This window comes from Mesorhizobium sp. WSM4815 (assembly GCF_055811575.1).
Map to the genome: position 1 here is coordinate 41,237 of NZ_JBVVQS010000071.1, position 19,461 is coordinate 60,697.

Sequence of the window (19,461 nt, forward strand, 5' to 3'; positions counted from 1 at the left end):
CCAATCAAAGGGGAAACGACGACATGACCTCGCATTCCGACAGCCTCAAATTCGCCTACTGGGTGCCGAATGTCTCCGGCGGACTGGTCATCTCCAATATCGAGCAGCGGACAGGCTGGGATATCGATTACAACCGCAAGCTTGCCCAAATCGCCGAGGCCAACGGCTTCGATTACGCGCTGAGCCAGATCCGCTTCACGGCCGGCTATGGGGCCGACAACCAGCACGAATCGGTGTCGTTCAGCCACGCCTTGCTCGCCGCCACCACAACGCTGAAGGTCATCGCAGCGATCCTGCCCGGCCCGTGGAACCCTGCGCTGGCGGCCAAGCAGATCGCTACCATCAACCACCTGACCAATGGCCGCGTCTCCGTCAATGTGGTGAGCGGCTGGTTCCGTGGCGAGTTCGCCGCGATTGGCGAACTCTGGCTCGACCATGACGAGCGCTATCGCCGGTCAGAAGAATTTATCCGAGCGCTGCGTGGCATCTGGACGGAGGACAGTTTCACTCTGAAGGGGGATTTCTACCGCTTCACCAACTATTCGATGAAGCCCAAGCCGATCGAGCCCTTGCCCGAGATCTTCCAGGGCGGCTCGTCGCGCGCCGCGCGCGACATGGCTTCGCGGGTCTCCGACTGGTATTTCACCAACGGCAACACGCCGGAGGAGATCCGGAAGCAGGTCGACGACATCCGCGCCAAGGCGAAAGCAAATGGCCACAAGGTCAAGATCGGCGTCAATGCCTTCGCCATCGCGCGAGACAGCGAGCAGAGAGCGCGCGCAGTGCTCGACGAGATCATCGCCAAGGCCAATCCTGAGGCAGTCCAGGGTTTTGCCGGTCAGGTCAAGAATGCCGGCAAGGCCTCGCCGGAAGGCGAAGGCAATTGGGCGAAATCCTCCTTCGAGGATCTGGTGCAATACAATGACGGTTTCCGCAGCGATCTCATCGGCACGCCGGAACAGATCGCTGAACGCATCCTCAAGCTCAAAGACGCCGGCGCCGACCTGATCCTGCTCGGCTTCCTGCATTTCCAGGAAGAGGTCGAGTTCTTCGGCAAGCGCGTCATTCCGCTGGTGCGCGAACTGGAAGCGGCTCGCGACAGGGAGCTTGTCGCCGCGGAATAGGTCAGGCGCGGCCCTTGGGCCGCTGCCAGCTCTCCTTCAAATCAGGGACGTTTCATGATTGGTGCTTCGCTGGGAGCCGCCGCATACGAGCGCGCCCCCGAAATTTCCGCCATCCTCGCGGTGACAAACCCCGTCGGCGACAGGCGTCCGGCATGCCTCTCGTCACGGCCGGATGCGGTTCTCGCACTGAGCGGGATCGGCATATCCTTTGGCGGCGTCAAGGCGCTGAGCGACATTGATCTCCAGGTCAAAGGCGGTGAGATCCGTGCCATGATCGGCCCCAACGGCGCCGGCAAGTCGTCGCTGATCAACATCATCAGCGGCCTCTATCACGCCGACCACGGCACGATCGCGATTGACGGCCAGTCCATCTCCCGGGTGCCGGCGAGCCGCCTGGCACGCCTCGGTGTCGCCCGCACCTTCCAGAACCTGGCGCTGTTTTCCGGTCTTTCGGTTCGCGACAACATCGCTTCGGGCCGCGTCCACACCAGACGCGCCAACTTCGTCGAGCATATTGCCGGTCTGCCACGCGCCCGGCTTGAAGATGCGGGAATCGCCGAAAAGGTCGATCAGACAATCGCGTTCCTGCATCTCGAGGCCGTTGCCGATCGTCTGGTCGCGACGCTGCCCTACGGCCTGCAGAAGCGGGTCGAGCTGGCACGAGCGCTGGTCGCCGAGCCCAAGATCCTGCTGCTTGACGAGCCGATGGCCGGCATGACGGCGACAGAGAAGGCCGAGATGGCCGGGTTTGTGCGCGCCGCGCGCGACCGACACGGCGTCACCATCATCCTGATCGAGCACGATATCGGCGTGGTCATGGGGCTCTCCGACCGGGTCGCCGTGCTCGACTACGGCCGCAAGATCGCAGACGGGACGCCAGCCGAGGTCAGGGCCGATCCGGCAGTGATCCGGGCCTATATCGGCACCGCCGAGGGCGGGAATGGCGAGGACATCTAATGAGCTACCATGATTTCCTCTTCGTCATCGAAGTGCTGGTCGGCGGCCTGCTCTCTGGCGTCATGTATTCGCTTGTCGCCATCGGTTTCGTGCTGATCTACAAGACGTCGGGCGTGCTGAACTTCGCGCACGGGTCGATGGTGCTGTTCGCAGCGCTCACCTTTGTCAGCCTCGTCGAACGCGGCATCCCCTTCGCGCTTTCGCTGCTCATCACCTTCGCGGTCATGGTCGCGCTGGGCTTCACCATCGAGCGGACTGTGCTCAGGCCGCTGGTCAATCGCTCGCCGATGACGCTGTTCATGGCTACGCTTGGGCTGTCCTACATCATTGAGGGCGCTGCTCAGCTGATGTGGGGCACGCAGGTGCACGGGCTCGATCTCGGCATAGACGACACACCCTTTGAGGTCGGCGGCATCCTGATCTCGTCGTTTGACGTTCTCGCCGCGGGCATTGCCGCGGCGATGGTGGCGGGCTTGAGCGCATTTTTCTATTGGACCCGGATCGGGCTGGCGTTTCGCGCCGTCGCCGACGACCAGTTTGCGGCGCTCGCCGTCGGGCTGCGGCTGCCCCGGATATGGGGAACGGTGTGGACGGCCGCGGGGTTCGTGGCGCTGGTCGCGGGGCTGCTGTGGGGCGCTCGTCTCGGTGTCCAGTTCTCTCTGTCGCTGATCGTTTTGAAGGCGCTGCCGGTGCTGGTGCTTGGCGGCTTCGATTCCATTCTCGGCGCCATTGTCGGCGGCCTCATCATCGGCGCCAGCGAAAAGCTCGCAGAGGTCTATCTCGGTGCCTTCGTCGGCGGCGGCATCGAAGGCTGGTTCGCCTATGCGCTGGCGCTGGTGGTCCTGCTGGTGCGCCCCTCCGGCCTGTTCGGCCAGAAAACCGTCGAAAGGGTCTGACCGATGGCCGTGCAAGCGCTCGATGCCGCAAGGCTTCCAATCGACTGGCAGAGGTTAGCTCTGCCGGCCGTGCTGGTCGTCGTCGCCTACGGCCTGATCCCCGCCTATGCGTCGAGCTATCTCGTCGAGGCAATCCTGCTGCCTTTTCTGGCGCTCAGCCTGGCGGCGGTCGGCCTCAACCTTTTGACCGGCTACTGCGGCCAGCTTTCGCTCGGCTCTTCCGCCTTCATGGCGGTCGGCGCTTTCGCCGCCTACAATTTCAACCTGCGGATCGAAGGACTGCCGCTGCCAGCGACCATGATCCTGGCCGGGATTTCGGCCGCCGGGATCGGGGTCGTGTTCGGCCTGCCGAGCCTGCGGCTGCGCGGCTTCTATCTCGCCGTCTCGACGCTCGCCGCCCAATTCTTCGTGCAATGGGCGCTGACCAAGTTCGGCTGGTTCTCCAACGACAACCCATCGGGCGTGATTTCGGCACCGCATCTCATCGTCGCTGGGTTCCCGCTCGACGGCGCCACCGGCCGCTACCTGCTTTCGGTCACTACGGTCACCGTGCTGACCGCCGTCGTCTGGCGTCTCGTCAACAGCGCGACCGGCCGCAACTTTATTGCCGTGCGCGACAACGAAACCGCGGCGCGCGTCATCGGCGTGCCGGTGCTGCGAACCAAGCTGCTGGCCTTCGCCATCTCGTCCTTCATCATCGGTGTCGCCGGTGTGCTGTGGGCCTTCACCTATCTGCGCACCGTCGAGCCGGCCGGCTTCAATCTCGACCGCTCGTTCCAGATCCTGTGCATCATCATCATCGGCGGGCTGGCCTCGATGCGCGGCGCGTTTCTGGGCGCGGCCTTCATCGTCGTCTTCCCGCTCGTTCTGTCCCGCATCGGCGCCTTCGCGTTTGGCGGCCTGTTCGATTCGGGCGTGCTCGACATGAGCCAGCGCATCGTGCTCGGCGCCCTCATCATCATCTTCCTCATCGCGGAACCGAACGGCCTGTCGGCCCTCCTGGACCGCCTCAAACGACGGATCGGCTCAAGGTCCAGCTGGAGTGCCGCTCGACATTCTCCCCTCACGGACCACAACCTTAGGAGACGCAACCCATGACCTTCTTCAGTCACCTACGGAAGGCGGCGATCGCCACGGTCTTCGTGCTCGGCGCGACGGCTGTCCACGCCGACGAACAGTATTTCCCCCTGCAGAGCTATCGCGTCGGCCCCTATGCCGCCGGCGGCACCGGCTTCTTCGGCGGCTTCATCGACTACCTCAACCTGATCAACATCCGTGACGGTGGCGTCAACGGCGTCAAGCTGACCTGGAGCGAAGGCGAGACCCAGTATGAGGTCGAGAAGGGCGTCGAGGTCTATGAACGATTGAAGAACAATCCGGGTATCGCCGCCTGGAACCCGCTTTCGGTCGGCATCGCCTACGCCATGATCGACCGCATCACTGACGACAAGGTGCCGCTGATCACCATCAACCACGGCCGCACCGACACCACGGACGGGCGCGTGTTCCCTTACGTCTTCCCGCTGCTGCTCAATCCCTACAGCGAGACTTCCGGCATCGTGAACTACATCGCTTCCAAGGAAGGCAGTCTGGACAAGCTCAAGGGCAAGAAGATCGTGGTGCTCTATCACGGCTCGCCCTACGGCAAGGAGACGATCCCGATCTACGAGCTGCTGGCGCAGAAATACGGCTTCGAACTGTCGCAGATCGAGGTTCCGCATCCGGGCAACGAGCAGCAGGCACAATGGCTGACGATCCGTCGCGAGCGTCCCGACTATGTGGTGCTGCGCGGCTGGGGCGTGATGAACCCCGTAGCGTTGAAGACTGCGCAGAAGACCGGGTTCCCAGCCGATCACATTGTCGGCAATGTCTGGTCGAATTCCGAAGAGGACGTCATCCCCGCGGGCGATGCCGCCAAGGGCTATACGGCCATCACCACCCAGGCCTCGGGCGAGCAGTATCCGGTGGTCCAGGAGATCGTGAAAACGGTCTACGGCGACGGCAAAGGCAATCTCGAGGACAAGAGCCGCATCGGCTCGGTCTACCACAATCTCGGCATCGTCAATGGCATCCTTAATGTCGAGGCGGTCCGCCTCGCGCAGGCCAAGTTCGGCAACCGCACACTGACCGGCGACGAAGTGCGCTGGGGCTTCGAGCATCTCAAGCTCGATCCGGCGCGCGTCGAGGCGCTCGGCGCCGAGGATCTGTTCCACTCGATCAATGTCTCCTGGGACAATCACGAGGGTGACGGCTACGTGACCTTCCAGCAGTGGGACGGCACGAAGTGGAACGTCGTGTCCGACTGGATCGCGCCCGACTGGAAGCTGCTGCGCCCGATCATCGAGAAGTCGTCCGAGGCTTATGCCAAGGACAAGGGCATCAAGATTCGCACGGTCGAGGACGCCGACGCAGTGGTCAGCAACTGAGTTTGCAATGGCGTGGCCGACAAACTGGCCAGTCGCGCTATCCAGCTTCCCAACGGAGTCATCGATGTCCAGCCCGCAATATCCGATACTGTCAGTCAGCAGCGTGGAAGCTGTCTACAACGGCTTCATTGCCGCCCTGCACGGCGTCGACCTGTCGGTTGGGAGGGGCGAGATCGTCGCGCTGCTCGGCTCCAACGGCGCCGGCAAGACCACCCTGCTGCGCGCCGTATCCAATCTCCTCCCGGCCGAGCGCGGCGCTGTTACCGCCGGTCGGATCACCTTCGATGGTGAGGATGTTTCAAGAGCAAGCCCCTCGCAGCTCGTCCGCAGCGGCCTCGTTCAGGTCCTCGAGGGCCGGCATTGCTTCCGTTCGCTGACGGTCGAAGAGAACCTCTTCACCGGCGCGCTCGGACGCTCGTCCTCTCGCACCGGCGTCAAGGCCGACCTCGATCGTGTCTATTCACTTTTCCCAAAGCTCGCCGAGAAGCGGCGAACCCGGTCCGGCCTCACTTCCGGGGGCGAGCAGCAGATGACGGCAATCGGCCGCGGTCTGATGTCGCGGCCGAAACTCTTTGTTCTGGACGAGCCGTCGATGGGGCTCGCGCCGCTGATCGTCGACGAGATCTTCAACGCCCTGAAACGGCTAAACCGCGACGAAAGCCTTTCGATCCTGGTTGCCGAACAGAATTCGGCGGTCGCGCTGAAATACGCCGACCGCGCCACCGTGCTCGAGAACGGCGTCAGCGTCCTCGAAGGATCGGCTGCCGACCTGCGCCAGCGCGCTGACATCAAAACCTACTATCTCGGCGGCTCGCCGCTTCCATCCGACCATTTCCCCAAGGAGACCGCAGCATGACAATCCAATCGAAGCAGCCGTCCGAAATCCGCAGCGCCGTGCCACCGGTCGAGCGTCCGTCAGCCAAAGCGCATGTTATCGGGACCGACGCCGAGGCGATCGCTGTCGCGGAAAAACTGGCCGCCGAATTCGCCAAGGATGCCTCCAAGCGGGACCGTGAACGCATCTGGCCGACGGAAGAGCTCGATGCGTTTTCGCAGAGCGGCCTGTGGTCGATCAACGTGCCGAAAGCCTATGGCGGGCCGGAGCTCTCCTATGTGACGCTGTCGAAAGTGATCACCATCATCTCGGCGGCCGATCCGTCGCTGGGCCAGATTCCGCAGAACCATCTTGGCGTTGTTGCCGCCATCCGCACCGTCTCCGACGAGGCGCAGAAGAAGCTGCTGTTCGCCGAGGTGTTGTCCGGCACGCGCTTCGGCAACGCGTTCTCCGAATTCGGCTCCAAGCGGGCGGCCGACTTCGAAACCAAGTTCGTCGACGCCGGTGACCATGTCGTCGTCAACGGCCAGAAATTCTATTCGAGCGGCGCGCTACTCGCGCATCTGGTCCCGATTGTGGCGCTCGATGACGAGGGCCGCGCCTGGTATGCCATCGCCGATCGCGGCGCGCCCGGACTGACGGTCATCGACGACTGGTCGAGCTTCGGCCAGAAGACGACGTTGTCCGGCACGGTCCTGCTCGACAATGTGAAGGTGCCGAAGACGCATCTGGTTCCCGGCTATAAGGGCTACGACCGACCGACGGCCGATGGAGCCATCTTCCAGATTATCCAGGCCGCGGTCGATCTTGGCATCGCCAAGGCGGCGATTGACGAGACGGTCGATTTCGTGCGCACCAAATCGCGCGCCTGGATCGACAGCGGCGTCGATCATGCCTGGCAGGATCCTTATACGATCCAGTCGATCGGCGACCTTCGTCTGCGCGCCAATGCGGCAGAGGCGGTTCTGGAAAAGGCCGGGCTTGCCGTCGATCGCGCCGTCGCCGACCCGAACGAGAAGACCGTTGCTGAAGCGCAGATCGCTGTGGCGGAATCCAAGATCCTCACCACCGAGATCGCCATCAATGCCACCAACAAGCTGTTTGAGCTCGCCGGCACGCGCTCGACGCTGGCCGAGCACAATCTCGACCGGCATTGGCGCAACGCCCGCACCCACACGCTGCACGATCCGGTGCGCTGGAAATACGCGATCCTCGGCAACTACTACCTCAACGATGTCAATCCGCCGCTCCATGCCTGGAGCTGAGCGAGGCGCGTCAAGTCACAGAGGACCATTTATGAGCACTGCCACCCCCGACAGGATCAAGGTCCTGTGGTTTCTTCCGACCCATGGCGACAGCCGCTATCTCGGCACCTCCGAGGGGGGCAGGGCGGTCGACTTGCCCTACCTCACCCAGGTCGCCAAGGCGGCCGATGCGATCGGTTACTATGGCGCGCTGCTGCCGACCGGACGCAGTTGCGAGGACAGCTGGGTCGTGGCTTCGGCGCTGGCGCCGCTGACCCAGCGGCTTCGCTTCCTTGTCGCCGTCCGGCCGGGCCTGCAATCGCCGACGCTCGCCGCGCGCATGACCTCGACGCTCGACCGCATTTCCGGCGGACGCCTGCTGATCAATGTTGTCACGGGCGGCGACCCGGTCGAGAACAAGGGCGACGGCATCTTCCTCAGCCATGACGAGCGCTATGAGGTGACGCGGGAATTCCTCGACATCTACAAGGCCGTGCTGCGCGGCGAAACCGTCGCTTTCGAAGGCAAGCATTTCCGCATCGCGGACGGCCGCCTGCTGTTTCCACCTATTCAGTCGCCACACCCGCCGCTCTATTTCGGCGGCTCGTCAGAGGCAGCCAATGCGGTTGCCGCCGAGCAGATCGAGAAATATTTGACCTGGGGCGAACCACCTGGAGACGTCGCCGCCAAGCTCGACCATGTGCGCGGCCTTGCTGAGAAAGCTGGACGCCAGGTGAGCTTCGGCATCCGGCTGCATGTCATCGTTCGTGAAACCAACGACGAAGCCTGGGCCGATGCCGACCGGCTGATCAGCCGGCTGAACGACAAAACGATCGCCGAGGCGCAGGAGGTGTTCGCGCGCATGGATTCTGTTGGCCAGTCGCGCATGAGTCGCCTGCATGGCGGTCGTCGCGACAAGCTCGAAATCAGTCCCAACCTGTGGGCGGGCGTCGGCCTGGTTCGCGGCGGCGCCGGCACCGCCCTGGTCGGCGATGCGGCCACGGTGGCGGAACGGATCGACGAATACCGGCGTATCGGCATCGATACCTTCATCCTCTCCGGTTATCCGCATCTGGAGGAGGCCTATCGCTTCGGCGAACTGGTGTTGCCGTTGCTGCCGCTCGATCACGAAATCTCGACGCGACCGACGGCCGTGAACATGGGGCCCTTCGGCGAAACGGTGGCCGGAGACCATCGACCGTCGGCACTGCAAGCGAGTCAATCTTGAGCGCCAGAGAATCGGGCAGAGGGCCGGTCGTAGTCATCATCGGCGGCGGCTTTTCCGGTGCGGCGACTGCGTTTCATCTTGCGCGGCTTCTGCCCGCCGGAGCTGCCGATATCGTGGTCGTCGAGCCCCGCGAGGGGCTCGGCTATGGTCTGGCCTATTCGACGCCCGATCCTTCACACCGCATCAATGTGCCGGCGTCGAGGATGACGCTGATCTCCGGCCAGGACAGCCACTTTGCCGACTGGCTGGAGCAAACTGGCGCCACTGCGGACGACCCCGAAGCCATTGCCGCCAATGGAGCGCTCTACCCGCAGCGTCGCGTTTTCGGGCGCTACGTGCAATCCCATCTTCAGCCCTTTCTATTCGGCAAAACGATCCGCCATGTCAGATCCGCGGTCGCGTCAGCCGAACTCAGGGGCGAGGGCTACCACCTGATCCTCGCTGATGGAGGAACGCTCGCAGCGGACGCCCTGGTGATTGCGACGACGCATCCGCCACCGACCTTGCCATTGCCCCTGCAGTCCGTAGCTGGTGCAGCCGGGCTGGTAGCCAATCCCTATGATCTCGAAAAGCTGGAAGCGATAGGACGCTACGACCATGTGCTTGTCGTCGGCACTGGACTAACGTCGGCGGATGTCATCGCAACGCTCGACCGCAATGGCCATCGCGGTCGCATCACAGCACTTTCGCGCCATGGCTACCGGTCGCGAGGCCATGCGGCTACGCATGCCGATCCGATCGGCGACTTCACCGGCCTGCCTTCACGCAGCGCCACCGTGCTGCTCAGGCGTATCAGGTCGACCATCGCAACCGCCGCGCAGCAGGGCGAAGGCTGGCACCCGGTGCTCGACGCAGTCCGGCGACAAGGGCAAATCATCTGGCAGGCCCTGCCGCTCGCTGAGCAACGCCGCGTCGTGCGCCATTTGCGCGCGCTGTGGGATGTGCATCGCTTCCGCATAGCGCCGCAGGTCGCAGTCGTGCTCGATCGCCGGCTTGCTGAAGGCACGCTCGCCTATCGCGCTGCATCGATGACTGGCGCCGAGCGGGTCCACGGGCGCGTTGGTGTCACGCTGCGGCCAAGGCGCCAACACACCCAGACGATCGAGACGTTCGACGGAGTGATCGTCACAACCGGGCCGGCGCATGCCGATATTTTCCGGACCAACGCGGCAATAGCCGCTCTCGGGCGAATGGGACTGGTCCGGCTAGACCCGATTGGTCTTGGCTTGGCGACCGACAGCCAAGGCCGTGCGGTCGGGACATCCGGCCGACCGTCCGACAGCATTTTCGTCAGCGGGCCTCTGGCGCGCGGCAGCGTCGGTGAATTGATGGGAATTCCCGAGGTCACCGCGCACGCCGAGCGCATCGCCGAAGAAATTCACCAATGGCTAGGATACAGACTGCGTTGCCTCGCAAGGCGTCGTGAAGCTGCAGACACGATGAGCCTGTTCAGATGGCAGTGACGGAACGCATTGCGAAGATGGAAAGCGCTTTCGAGTTGATAAATAGGCCACTGGTCGCGTGGCGCTCCTGGCGCTGTTGGGTTTCTCGCGGATAGGACTTGACGTTGCGAGGTCTGGGGCGGGTCCGTTTGACACTCCCGTCCAGATCCGCTCGACCTCCGAGGTGCCGATCTCCTTCCCAGACTTCGTATCGGCCGCCTGCTTGGCGGCAACCGCAATGATGACGACGACCAGAGACGATCAGCCCATCGCGGCGGGTCGAGAAAGCACTGGGCGGGAAGACGCCTACATCGAGGCCGCCCGTCTTGTGACCGCAGCAAGGGAAAGAATCTGCCGCCGGACATCGACGTCAGTGGTTTAGAGAAGGCGGCTCGGCAGCGAGCTCTGCGTAAACCCAGACGCCTTGAAAATTTGCCGATACACGTGCGTCCGGATTTTGGCGGTGATCTTCACGATGAGCTACAATTTCTAGCGACGGCCGCGCTAGGGGCGAGCCTCCAGCACCATGTTGAACGGCGTCTCCGCGGCGCGACGGAATCGCTTGAAGCCGCCGGCGGTCACCACCTTGCGCAACCTCGCCTCGCCGGCCTGGGCGCCAAGCCCAAGTCCGACTTCCTGCGACAGCGAAGCGGGCGTGCACACGAATGTGGAAGCGGCATAATAGACGCGTCCGACGGAATTGAGGTTCGCCGCTAGATGGTCATGCGCCAACGGCTCGACGATCATCCAGGTGCCATTCGGCTTGAGCGACCCGCGGACATGGGCGGCGGCGCCCTCTGGATCGCCCATGTCGTGAAGGCAATCAAAGAAAGCGACGAGGTCATAAGTGCCGGGATAGGTCTTGGCGGCCGCGACCTCGAAGCGCGTGTTGGCGCCGACGCCGGCTTCCTCGGCCGCCTTTCGGGCACGCTCGATCGAAGCGGAGTGATAATCGAAGCCGACGAACCGCGAATTGGGGAAAGCACGCGCCATGAGCACGGTCGATGCGCCGTGACCGCATCCGACATCCCCGACCTCCGCGCCGCGTTCGAGCTTCTCGACTACGCCCTCCAGCGTTGAGATAGAACTCGTCATTGGCTTCATCGTAGTCGACGTAGCCCGCCGCTGCCTGCCCGGAAAGCCATTCCCTTACAAGGCGTTCCTGGGTGCCGGTCCGTGCCGAAAGTTCTGCGGCCGTCATCTTGCCGCCTTCGCGCAATGCCTTGAACAGGCCGAGCCTGTCCCCCAGCACGACTCCCGCGCCCGTAGCAATCGCGCCGAGATCGCCGACCAATTTCCCCAAGAAGGCGTCCAACTTTTCCTGACTCGCTTCGGGCATCGGAATCTCTCCTTGTGGGCGCGATGTTGCCGACCTTGCACCCCATCATATGGGCAACGATCAGCGCGGGTGATCGCGGATGACGACCACCTCCATGCCGTCGTCGAGCAGGAAATCCGTCACTTTTCCTCGTCGGGAACGGGCGGAGCCGGAGCGGTCGAAGGGCAAACGAGATCGCAGCAGGTATCCTGGGCAGCCCGTCAGACATCGATGGCTCCGGTTGTGGTGACGGGCGATAAGCAAGTTCGCGGCGAAGTGATTGTTCCGCGGCGGCTATATGTTTCGGTGAGGTGATCATGCGTCTTCTTGTTGGTCGGTCGTGCTTGCGGACGACGTGCATGTACTGTGCCAAACGAGGAAACGATTTAAACGCAATCCAGTAGATCTGACTTTGTATCCGACATTGTCGGAAATTGGACACCGCCGAACGCGAAGCGCTCGGGGCTTGTGACGATACTTGCGCGTGCTCCTTCGGAGGAGGATATGATGCGCCTCGAACCGGCCGCGAGGCCTTCCTGCCCTTTAGGGCGCCAGATCAAGTTGAGCGCCCATACCAGTGAGCCGTCCCGTCGCTTAGTCCAACACGTTTTTAGCTTAGCGTCGCGGTCCACCTCACCGCGCTCTCGCCATCCACCTTCTGCGCGACCCCAGCTAAACACGCTCTGCGATGATTAGGATACCAACCTGGTCCGGCCGGCCTTGCTTGCCCGCGAAACTTGAGGCGTTCGTCGATCGGATAGAGGCTTCGATTCAGGAGACCTGCTTCGTGATGCGGCCATGATAGGCCGGTCCCTCACCGACTACCGCGCGCTCGGAAGAGATCGTCAGCATGCCTCGCGGCTTCATGAAGAGGGCAGCGGCGACTACCGGCGAGATAATATGGCCGGTCGCCGGAGCCCGTATCGGGACAGCATCGCCGGCTGGTTGGTGGCGTATGATCGGAGGGCGACCGATGTCCCTGACCTTTCGACGCGGCTCCAGCTTTGCGAGCAGTCGCTCGAGATTCGAGAAACTACCCGTGTAGCCGCGCTGTTTGATACCGTGGAACAGCTGCTCCAGCACTGGCTGAGAAACGCCTCGAAATGTAAAGTGGTGTTCAACGCCGTCCTGCGTCAGTCGGGTGGCGTGTCGAAGAGTCAGCCATTTAGCGATGCTGCGCCAACCATAGCCGGTATGACCGGCGTCGGCACGGGACAAGCTCATCCTTCCGGAGGGCATGAACATTTCGAACACCATCTGCCGCGATTGTCGATGAGCGTGGCGCACCTGGCGCCTGTGCCTTACCTCAATATGCGGACCATCCTGAAATCAGATTGACTTGGCGGGCTCCCGATGTCGGGCGAATTGAGAAACTGCACCCCTATTGCCTCATCGACGAATGTTACCAAACGATTTGGCTGGTGGAAGAGCCGGCGTCGTCCAGTCGCCAGGGCCGACCTGCCGCCAGGCTTTTACCGCCATCTGCACCGTCCGCAGGCTTTTGTTCGTGAACCGTGTCTGATCGACCGCGCATGAAAACGTGCGAACTTTCATGGTGGCGCACCACGAAACGCTACTGCAGAGCCATCCGAGCCCGGCCGGCGACGTCAGCAAGGGGCTCTCGTATAAGACAAGCCGGGGTCCGGATTTCTCCCAGATCATCCACGATTTAAATCAAATTCGCCTTTGGATATTGACGATTGCGCGACCCTCACCTCGTAGATGGCCAGCGCGGGCGGCAACTGAGAGGTCATATGACAAGCGATTTTTCCGCCGCGCGAGTGCATCTAGATCGAGCGTATCATTACCTGCGAGGCGATGACCCGATGAGCCAGAGGGGGCGCGAAGCCTTGGATTTGCTGATCGAGGCGGTTGCTGTCGAAGAGTTCAAGCAGCCGCGCCAAAACGCGGAGGTGCTAACGTTTCCGATTAAGCGCCGCTTCTGAGGCGATCTCCATTGTGGCAACCCATCAACATGGTGTGCAAACACCCTCAGAACACTGCCCGTCCGGCTGGAGCCGAGCCTGTCCTCACAACCATCCGAATTGAGCTGCCGTTAGTGTAGGTTCCATCATCGATGTCGGCGGCAGCTATTCCGGAATGGCCGCCGCCCTGCAGTTCCGCCGCGCCGGCGCCAGGTTCCAGTGATCGACGCCGGGCTGCGGCGGACGCTTTTTGCCAGTCATTCGCCTGCTTCCTGCCCCAGGACGACGTCGATCCGGCCAAAATCGCGAACGGTCGCCGAACGGGTGAGGGGAGCCGCGACTCTTTCGGCTTCCGACTCGCCGACGGGCCTCGGCGGAGGGCCGTTGTAATGGACGCCCATGTTTGCCCGCTGCAAGGCTGCAAAGAACTCTGCCCTGGAGCAGGCGGATCCTTCGCGGACTGTCCCGGCGCGGCGCTGCATTCCATAAGCTTGTTCGTTGGTGGCGACACGCTCCGGGTTGGCCTTGAAGCGCTCCCAGTCGATATAACCCGGATGCAGGTCGGCATCCGCCACTCGGCCATATTATTCACCTTGATCTGCTAGAGGCCGCCGCCCGGCCGGGGACGACCACGCGTTCGACCGTAGAAGAAGGCGCCGGCATATCTCGGTTATGCAGGACCCGGATGCGGCCGTGCTGTGGCGGCCCCACATGCGTTCGCTGCGGTTCCTGCGCAGTCGTCGCGGGAACAGGATGCCGTTGTCGAGTGTCACCTGCCGCTGACGAGCCTCTCGCCGCTCGGTGTCACCCAGCACTCCCAGCGACAGCGCATCACCCCGGCCGACAAAACCAGATCGCGCACAAGGATCGTCTTGTATCCCTTGAAGCGTGAGTCCGCAGGAGCGCTCTCCGCAACCGTCACCTCGCGGCTCACGCGACCGGCCGTCGCGCTTGGCGCCGCGACGGCGTCGCTTCCCCTCCGGCTGCGTTGCCCATTCCGACGGCTTGGTCGGCTTGTCCGGAGGGCGATCCTTGAGGGTCTGGATCTCGGCGCGCAGCGCCTGGTTCTCGATCTCAAGGCTCTCGACTCGGCCTTGAAGACCGCGCACTAAGCCGATCAGCGCAGCGAACGGCCCGCGGAGCTGAGCAAGCGACAGGCCTTCAAGCGGATTAGTCGGTGGTGGCGTCCGCAAAGTCACGAACGCGCTCGCCGCAAACCCCCTCCGCCATCTGATCCGGTTACGGCTCTCGACGTGACCCAGAGAGCTGGAAGAAGCCTCTGCGAGACTACAAGTGTAACACCATATTGGTTTAGCAGATCAAGCTTCGGTGGTAACCTACGTGGGGTAGAGAAACGACTTTGGAAGCTGAGCAACGGATCGCGATAGCAAACGGACACGTGCAGCTGAAGTTCATCCCGCGACTGGAGGAGCGCTGGCCGAGGAACCCCGTAACCACCTTGACCTTCCAGACGGGCCATTGACCAATGTTGCAGAACGGTTAGTAACCGCTAACCCGCGCGATACAGCACGCGATCTTGAGAGCTTCAAACCTGCGGAGAGGACTGCTTGGCGCGAGTCCCCGAAAAGCCTTTGTCGAAGGAACCATGATGTCCGCTTCCATTGCCCCGCAACCATTTAATCAGCGGAAGAGACTTTTGGTCGTCCAGGCCCTGAGCATAGCGGCGATTGGGTCGCTGCTATTCTCTCGCCCCGGTTGGGATGAAGCATCTAGCCTTCACGAGGTCGTCGAGATGATCGGTTTTGTTCTGATCCTCGTCTGCATATTCGGGAGGTTGTGGAGCATCCTCTATGTCGGGGGGCGGAAGAACAGCGAGTTGGCAGTCAGCGGGCCGTACTCGATCACCCGCAATCCCCTATATCTGTTTTCGACGATCGGAGCATTCGGCATCGGCCTCATGTTCGGATCGCTCATCGTTGCATCCGCTCTGGGGGGGTGCACCTATGCGGTTTTCGGAATGACTGCCCGAAAGGAAGAGACGTTTCTTCGTGACAAATTTGGTCCGGAGTTCGAAGCATATGTGGCAAGGACGCCGCGGTTCTGGCCCAAGCCGTGGCTGCATCAGGACAAGCATCAGCACACGTTCTCCACAAACGCATTAAGAAGCACATTCTTCGATGCCCTCTATTTTCTGGCGATCTTTCCAGCCATCGAAGGCATCGAATACCTCCAGGTAGCTGGCTACCTGCCCACCTTTTTTTGGCTGTTCTGATCCTAAAGACGGAGCAATAAGCCACCGCGAATAGCCCTCCTGTTAGCCTTTGTAGCGTACCAGAACCGCGCCTGTTGCGATCAAGGCAACCCCTGCCCAGTTCGACGACGATGTTCCTTGAGGAATGTCACTCCGAACACCGCCACCAGCACGAGGCTCAGTTTGTCGACAGGGGCAACGCGTGCCGCGCCTCCCAAAGTGGAGCGCGCGAAAGTAGCAGATCCACGATGCACCTGTCGCCACCCCGGATTGTCCTGCGTCACGTAATCGTCCAGGCACTCGGGAAGCAGTGCCGCTTGGCGGCGATCCTCGCCCTCGACAAACCGCTTCAGCCTGACCCACCTCGCTGATCGGGAATCACGTTATCACATCAATCACGTTCCAAGACAGGCTGGACCCGTTCCGGCCATTGCCGTTGCGAGCCACGAACTTGATTTGTTAAGGTCCTCACACCTCTTGGCGATCACCGGAGCAGACCTGGCATTCCTAAGACGTTGTGGCACGGTGGCTTTGTTAGCGCGCCGGTATGGTGGGTGTGGTCCTGGACGGAGGCGCGTCGCTCGGGTTTGGCAGGCGATGCACACCGAACCGGCCGAGTGCCAGCGTGCCGTTGTCAAGAACACTTGGAATGCGACCTGAAATATCGCGCCAGTGCGAGGCATATTGATAGACGGCTACGGTATCTTCGACCGCGTTGTGGTCGACGGCGCTTTCAGGTTGCACCTCCTCACCCTTCATCTGGACGATTTGCTTCTTGGGCTCAAGGATCGTCGTGCGGCCATGCAGGATCATGGCCACCTTCTGGTAGTTGGAGATGTAGACCGGCCGCTCCGGTTCGTCCGCTTCGATCAGGTCGTCGCCGAAAAAGCGGCTGCGATAGCTAGCCTGCAGCAGGGCAAGCAGCGACGGCGCAATATCCACCTGGCTCGCCAGCCGGTTGATCCGGCGGGGCTTGACAAAGCCCTGCGACCAGATGATGCACGGTATGTGGTATTTGTTCATGTCGAGCTCGACCTTGCCTGCGACGCTCGCCGTATGATCGGCGACAAAGACAAAAACGGTATCCCTGAACCACGGTTTCGCCGATGCCTTCTTGACCAGTTCCCCGATCGCGTAGTCGGAATATTTGACCGCCCCGTCGCGCCCGCCCGGCGATGGGATGTCTATGGCGCCAGCTGGATAGGTAAAGGGCCGGTGGTTTGACGTGTTCATGACGAAGCTGAAGAAGTTCTTGCCGGCTTTCGCCGAGGCGTCGGCTTGGCGGATCACCTCGTCATAGAGATCCTCATCGCTAACGCCCCACGCATTGGCGAAATGCACATCGCCTGCCGCCATCTTAGCGCGGTCGACGATACCGAAACCGTTACCGGAAAAGAACGCGTTCATGTTGTCGAAATAGCCGTAGCCGCCATAGAGGAAGCGCGTATCGTAGCCCGAATCCTGGAACACAGAGCCAATGGTGAAGAGATTGTCGTTGCCGGGGCGACGCAGGATCGATTGCCCCGGGGTCGGCGGGACTGAAAGCGCGATCGCTTCAAGCCCGCGCACGGTGCGCGTGCCGGTCGCCCGCATTTCCGTGAAAAGCAGGCCTTCAGACGCCAGCCGGTCAAGGTTCGGTGTCAGTCTTTTCGGATTGCCGAATGTGCCCATGAACTCCGCACTCATGCTTTCCATGCCGACCAGGATGACGTTCTTGCGCAGCATCGGCCCCTCGGCTCGAATGTCACGCGTGATGTCGTTTAAATCGGTGCTTTCGAACGGCTCGTGATCTTCCGCTAAAAGGTCGCGTGTCCGTTCGGCCGCCTGTTTCTCGGGCATGGTCCGATAGAAATTCGCGAAATCGATCTCATTCGAGAAGAAGGCGCTAACCAAACCATAGAGTCCGTTGCCCCCGAGTTCGCGGGCGATCGCGCTCGGCATCGGCCGTGTGATCGAATCGGGCGTCACCAACACGCCGGCGGCGGCCATTCCCGTTATCGTCGCAAAGACCGCCAGCCGCTTCATGAACGGCGGATGCGGCGCGAAGCCTGCCTTCACCTGGCGGCGGAGCAGATAGGTCCCGCCGACCGCCAACAGGCCGATGCCGGCAAGCAGCGGCACGACCGGATAGCTCTCCATAATGTTCTGGATCACTTCTTGCGTGTACACGAGGTAGTCGACCGCGATGAAATTGAAGCGCGTCGTGAATTCGTCCCAGAAGAAATACTCGCTGACCCCCTGCACGACCATCATAAACAGGAAGATTGCGAAGCCCGAGAGCCCAACTGCGCGGTCAAACCGCTTTCCGGCCCACGAAACTGGCAGGAGCAGCGGGAAGAGGAGAAAGACCACGAGGATTGGAAGCAGCGTGACGATATCGAACCAGAAGCCAGTGAAGAAAGGAACCAGCCAGTCGGCCGGATGGAAAGACAGGTCTTTGGCCGAAACCAGCGACAGCGCCAGCCTGACGAGGAACTGAGTCAACAGGAAAAGCAGGATGAACGGCTTCAGCCGACGAAAGAACGCACCGACCGATTGAGCAAAAGTCATAGCAAGCCTCCGAAGCAGCTGGATGTCTGGGCAATTATGCCTTGTTTTCAACCTTGGCAACCGTCGGGACGAGATCGATCGCATGGCTGCGATGCCGATCCCCGATTTGGCCCGCGCGAGTCCGAAACTTCATCGACGGTGGTGGTAGCGGGACGATGTGAAAGGTTCGCGGCGAAGGTGATTTGTTCTCCACTTTGAAGGCGCTGCATCCCAATCTCCCCTGTCTGAGAAGGTGGATGGGCACGAAACGCCGAGCACCGTCCTGATGTTGCCGGGCCTCACTCGAGCATCACCCGAGCAGCATCACGATCAACGTCACCTGGCGTTCGACAGCTTTCTTGTCGCCTCTTCGCCTTTCCCCTCTTTGCCGAAATATCCCCAACAAACCGCTGCTCTATCGCCTGGGGATCTTCTGGTTCTCTGCCTTCACGCTCGTTGCCGCCGTCACCTACGCGCTCGAGTGTCGAACGCCTCACTCATCGACCAGCTATTTGTCGGTCGGGAGCGACCAGCAGCAACAATCGAGAGGATCATCTGACATGAAACAACTGCTTTACGCCGCAAGCGGGCTTGCCGCTGTCACCTTCTGCCGAGCACCGCAATGGCTCAGGATGCCTCTTGGTGGTGCCAAGTTCTGTTGTGCGCGGCTTCGTCCAATCCATCCTGGCACGGCGGTCCGTACCGCGTTCCGCCCATGAAGAAGCTGATCTCTGCCATGGCGAAGCCCGGTTTCTCTTGGCCCGGTATGCCACGAAGCGAACGCCGCAGAGCCGGGCCGCCAAGAGTACGCCGACCTGCCCGGAAGGCTCGGACGTTGGCTACAGCGAGCGTGGCCGGGGGGAAACCGCACGGAACCGAACAGATACACAAAGACGGCCAAACACTCAGCGGAGACGCATCCGAGACTGCCAATTCTGCCACCAAAATGGCGGTCTTTCTGTTTACCGATACGCATCTAAGTTCTCCGTTCTTCTCCATAACGATTATTACTGTGCCGGTTTACCGCTGTACCAAGAAGTACCCCCCCCCGCGGAAAGCTGCATCATGGTCCATTTAGGCACGTTCGGCTTTGTCCGATAGCCGACAATGTCGGGTACGTAACGTAATAGAATCTGACCAATCACGTTTCTAAATGCTTTCTGTTTTGGCACGGTACATGCGAGGCTACCCGCAAAACGAGTGCGGACGAAGGAAAAGTCTCCCATGGTAACGAAAACCGCTGCGAAGGATCACAATGGGCACGAACAATCCGCCGCTTTCGTCCGAGGACGTCGAACGCTTCGGGCCTGATCCCCTTACCAGCT

At 61.7% G+C, this 19,461-nt stretch carries 14 protein-coding genes and 2 pseudogenes; 12 read left to right on the forward strand and 4 right to left on the reverse strand.

Going from position 1 to position 19,461, the window contains the following annotated elements:
* Positions 1 to 23 precede the first annotated feature (23 nt).
* The 9 genes from sfnG (at position 24) to AC0L2B_RS02735 (ending at position 10,173) form a co-directional block, all read left to right on the forward strand.
* On the forward strand, positions 24 to 1,124 hold the full coding sequence (gene sfnG / locus AC0L2B_RS02695) for a dimethylsulfone monooxygenase SfnG (protein WP_473744054.1): 1,101 nt from the start codon (positions 24 to 26) through the stop codon (positions 1,122 to 1,124).
* A gap of 54 nt (positions 1,125 to 1,178) precedes the next feature.
* The gene (locus tag AC0L2B_RS02700) at positions 1,179 to 2,081 is read left to right on the forward strand and encodes an ABC transporter ATP-binding protein (RefSeq protein ID WP_473513606.1); all 903 of its coding nucleotides are present in this window, start codon (positions 1,179 to 1,181) and stop codon (positions 2,079 to 2,081) included.
* Positions 2,081 to 2,977, forward strand: coding sequence for a branched-chain amino acid ABC transporter permease (locus tag AC0L2B_RS02705; RefSeq protein WP_473744056.1), 897 nt, complete (start codon positions 2,081 to 2,083; stop codon positions 2,975 to 2,977). Before AC0L2B_RS02700 ends, AC0L2B_RS02705 begins: the two co-directional genes overlap by 1 nt.
* Positions 2,978 to 2,980: 3 nt before the next feature.
* Entirely contained in the window at positions 2,981 to 4,075 is a 1,095-nt protein-coding gene (locus tag AC0L2B_RS02710; protein WP_473513602.1) for a branched-chain amino acid ABC transporter permease, read from the forward strand.
* A complete protein-coding gene (locus AC0L2B_RS02715; protein ID WP_473744057.1) occupies positions 4,072 to 5,403 on the forward strand; it encodes an ABC transporter substrate-binding protein in 1,332 nt (443 codons plus the stop codon). Before AC0L2B_RS02710 ends, AC0L2B_RS02715 begins: the two co-directional genes overlap by 4 nt.
* Positions 5,404 to 5,467: 64 nt before the next feature.
* Positions 5,468 to 6,259: an ABC transporter ATP-binding protein gene (locus AC0L2B_RS02720; RefSeq protein ID WP_473513601.1), complete on the forward strand. Its 792-nt coding sequence runs from the start codon at positions 5,468 to 5,470 to the stop codon at positions 6,257 to 6,259.
* Positions 6,256 to 7,503: an SfnB family sulfur acquisition oxidoreductase gene (locus AC0L2B_RS02725; RefSeq protein WP_473744059.1), complete on the forward strand. Its 1,248-nt coding sequence runs from the start codon at positions 6,256 to 6,258 to the stop codon at positions 7,501 to 7,503. Before AC0L2B_RS02720 ends, AC0L2B_RS02725 begins: the two co-directional genes overlap by 4 nt.
* 31 nt (positions 7,504 to 7,534) lie before the next feature.
* Positions 7,535 to 8,710 (forward strand): FMNH2-dependent alkanesulfonate monooxygenase, encoded by a 1,176-nt coding sequence (ssuD, locus tag AC0L2B_RS02730; protein WP_473744061.1) that lies wholly within the window; start codon positions 7,535 to 7,537, stop codon positions 8,708 to 8,710.
* Positions 8,707 to 10,173, forward strand: coding sequence for an FAD/NAD(P)-binding protein (locus tag AC0L2B_RS02735; protein ID WP_473744062.1), 1,467 nt, complete (start codon positions 8,707 to 8,709; stop codon positions 10,171 to 10,173). Before ssuD ends, AC0L2B_RS02735 begins: the two co-directional genes overlap by 4 nt.
* A 483-nt stretch (positions 10,174 to 10,656) precedes the next feature.
* Here AC0L2B_RS02735 and AC0L2B_RS02740 read toward each other — a convergent pair.
* Positions 10,657 to 11,491: pseudogene (locus tag AC0L2B_RS02740) on the reverse strand (class I SAM-dependent methyltransferase).
* 777 nt (positions 11,492 to 12,268) lie between these two features.
* Here AC0L2B_RS02740 and AC0L2B_RS02745 point away from each other — a divergent pair.
* Positions 12,269 to 12,808 (forward strand): hypothetical protein, encoded by a 540-nt coding sequence (locus tag AC0L2B_RS02745; RefSeq protein WP_473744064.1) that lies wholly within the window; start codon positions 12,269 to 12,271, stop codon positions 12,806 to 12,808.
* Between the two features lie 416 nt (positions 12,809 to 13,224).
* Positions 13,225 to 13,416, forward strand: a complete 192-nt coding sequence (locus tag AC0L2B_RS02750; RefSeq protein WP_473513595.1) for a hypothetical protein — start codon at positions 13,225 to 13,227, stop codon at positions 13,414 to 13,416.
* 236 nt (positions 13,417 to 13,652) lie between these two features.
* Here AC0L2B_RS02750 and AC0L2B_RS02755 read toward each other — a convergent pair whose 3' ends face one another.
* The gene (locus AC0L2B_RS02755; protein ID WP_473744065.1) at positions 13,653 to 13,970 is read right to left on the reverse strand and encodes a hypothetical protein; all 318 of its coding nucleotides are present in this window, start codon (positions 13,968 to 13,970) and stop codon (positions 13,653 to 13,655) included.
* Positions 13,971 to 15,148: 1,178 nt separating this feature from the next.
* Here AC0L2B_RS02755 and AC0L2B_RS02760 point away from each other — a divergent pair.
* The gene (locus AC0L2B_RS02760; protein WP_473744066.1) at positions 15,149 to 15,628 is read left to right on the forward strand and encodes a methyltransferase family protein; all 480 of its coding nucleotides are present in this window, start codon (positions 15,149 to 15,151) and stop codon (positions 15,626 to 15,628) included.
* Between the two features lie 42 nt (positions 15,629 to 15,670).
* On the opposite strand, the pseudogene AC0L2B_RS02765 reads toward AC0L2B_RS02760, so the two are convergent.
* Positions 15,671 to 15,877 (reverse strand): annotated as a pseudogene (locus tag AC0L2B_RS02765) (EamA family transporter); the annotation flags it as partial.
* Between the two features lie 264 nt (positions 15,878 to 16,141).
* Positions 16,142 to 18,157: an LTA synthase family protein gene (locus AC0L2B_RS02770; RefSeq protein ID WP_473744067.1), complete on the reverse strand. Its 2,016-nt coding sequence runs from the start codon at positions 18,155 to 18,157 to the stop codon at positions 16,142 to 16,144.
* Positions 18,158 to 19,461: the final 1,304 nt, after the last annotated feature.

Coding starts and splice junctions, on each gene's coding strand:
- sfnG (WP_473744054.1), top strand. CDS start 24: ATGACCTCGCATTCCGACAGCCTCAAATTCGCCTACTGGGTGCCGAAT.
- AC0L2B_RS02700 (WP_473513606.1), top strand. CDS start 1,179: ATGATTGGTGCTTCGCTGGGAGCCGCCGCATACGAGCGCGCCCCCGAA.
- AC0L2B_RS02705 (WP_473744056.1), top strand. CDS start 2,081: ATGAGCTACCATGATTTCCTCTTCGTCATCGAAGTGCTGGTCGGCGGC.
- AC0L2B_RS02710 (WP_473513602.1), top strand. CDS start 2,981: ATGGCCGTGCAAGCGCTCGATGCCGCAAGGCTTCCAATCGACTGGCAG.
- AC0L2B_RS02715 (WP_473744057.1), top strand. CDS start 4,072: ATGACCTTCTTCAGTCACCTACGGAAGGCGGCGATCGCCACGGTCTTC.
- AC0L2B_RS02720 (WP_473513601.1), top strand. CDS start 5,468: ATGTCCAGCCCGCAATATCCGATACTGTCAGTCAGCAGCGTGGAAGCT.
- AC0L2B_RS02725 (WP_473744059.1), top strand. CDS start 6,256: ATGACAATCCAATCGAAGCAGCCGTCCGAAATCCGCAGCGCCGTGCCA.
- ssuD (WP_473744061.1), top strand. CDS start 7,535: ATGAGCACTGCCACCCCCGACAGGATCAAGGTCCTGTGGTTTCTTCCG.
- AC0L2B_RS02745 (WP_473744064.1), top strand. CDS start 12,269: ATGATAGGCCGGTCCCTCACCGACTACCGCGCGCTCGGAAGAGATCGT.
- AC0L2B_RS02750 (WP_473513595.1), top strand. CDS start 13,225: ATGACAAGCGATTTTTCCGCCGCGCGAGTGCATCTAGATCGAGCGTAT.
- AC0L2B_RS02760 (WP_473744066.1), top strand. CDS start 15,149: ATGATCGGTTTTGTTCTGATCCTCGTCTGCATATTCGGGAGGTTGTGG.
- AC0L2B_RS02770 (WP_473744067.1), bottom strand. CDS start 18,157: ATGACTTTTGCTCAATCGGTCGGTGCGTTCTTTCGTCGGCTGAAGCCG.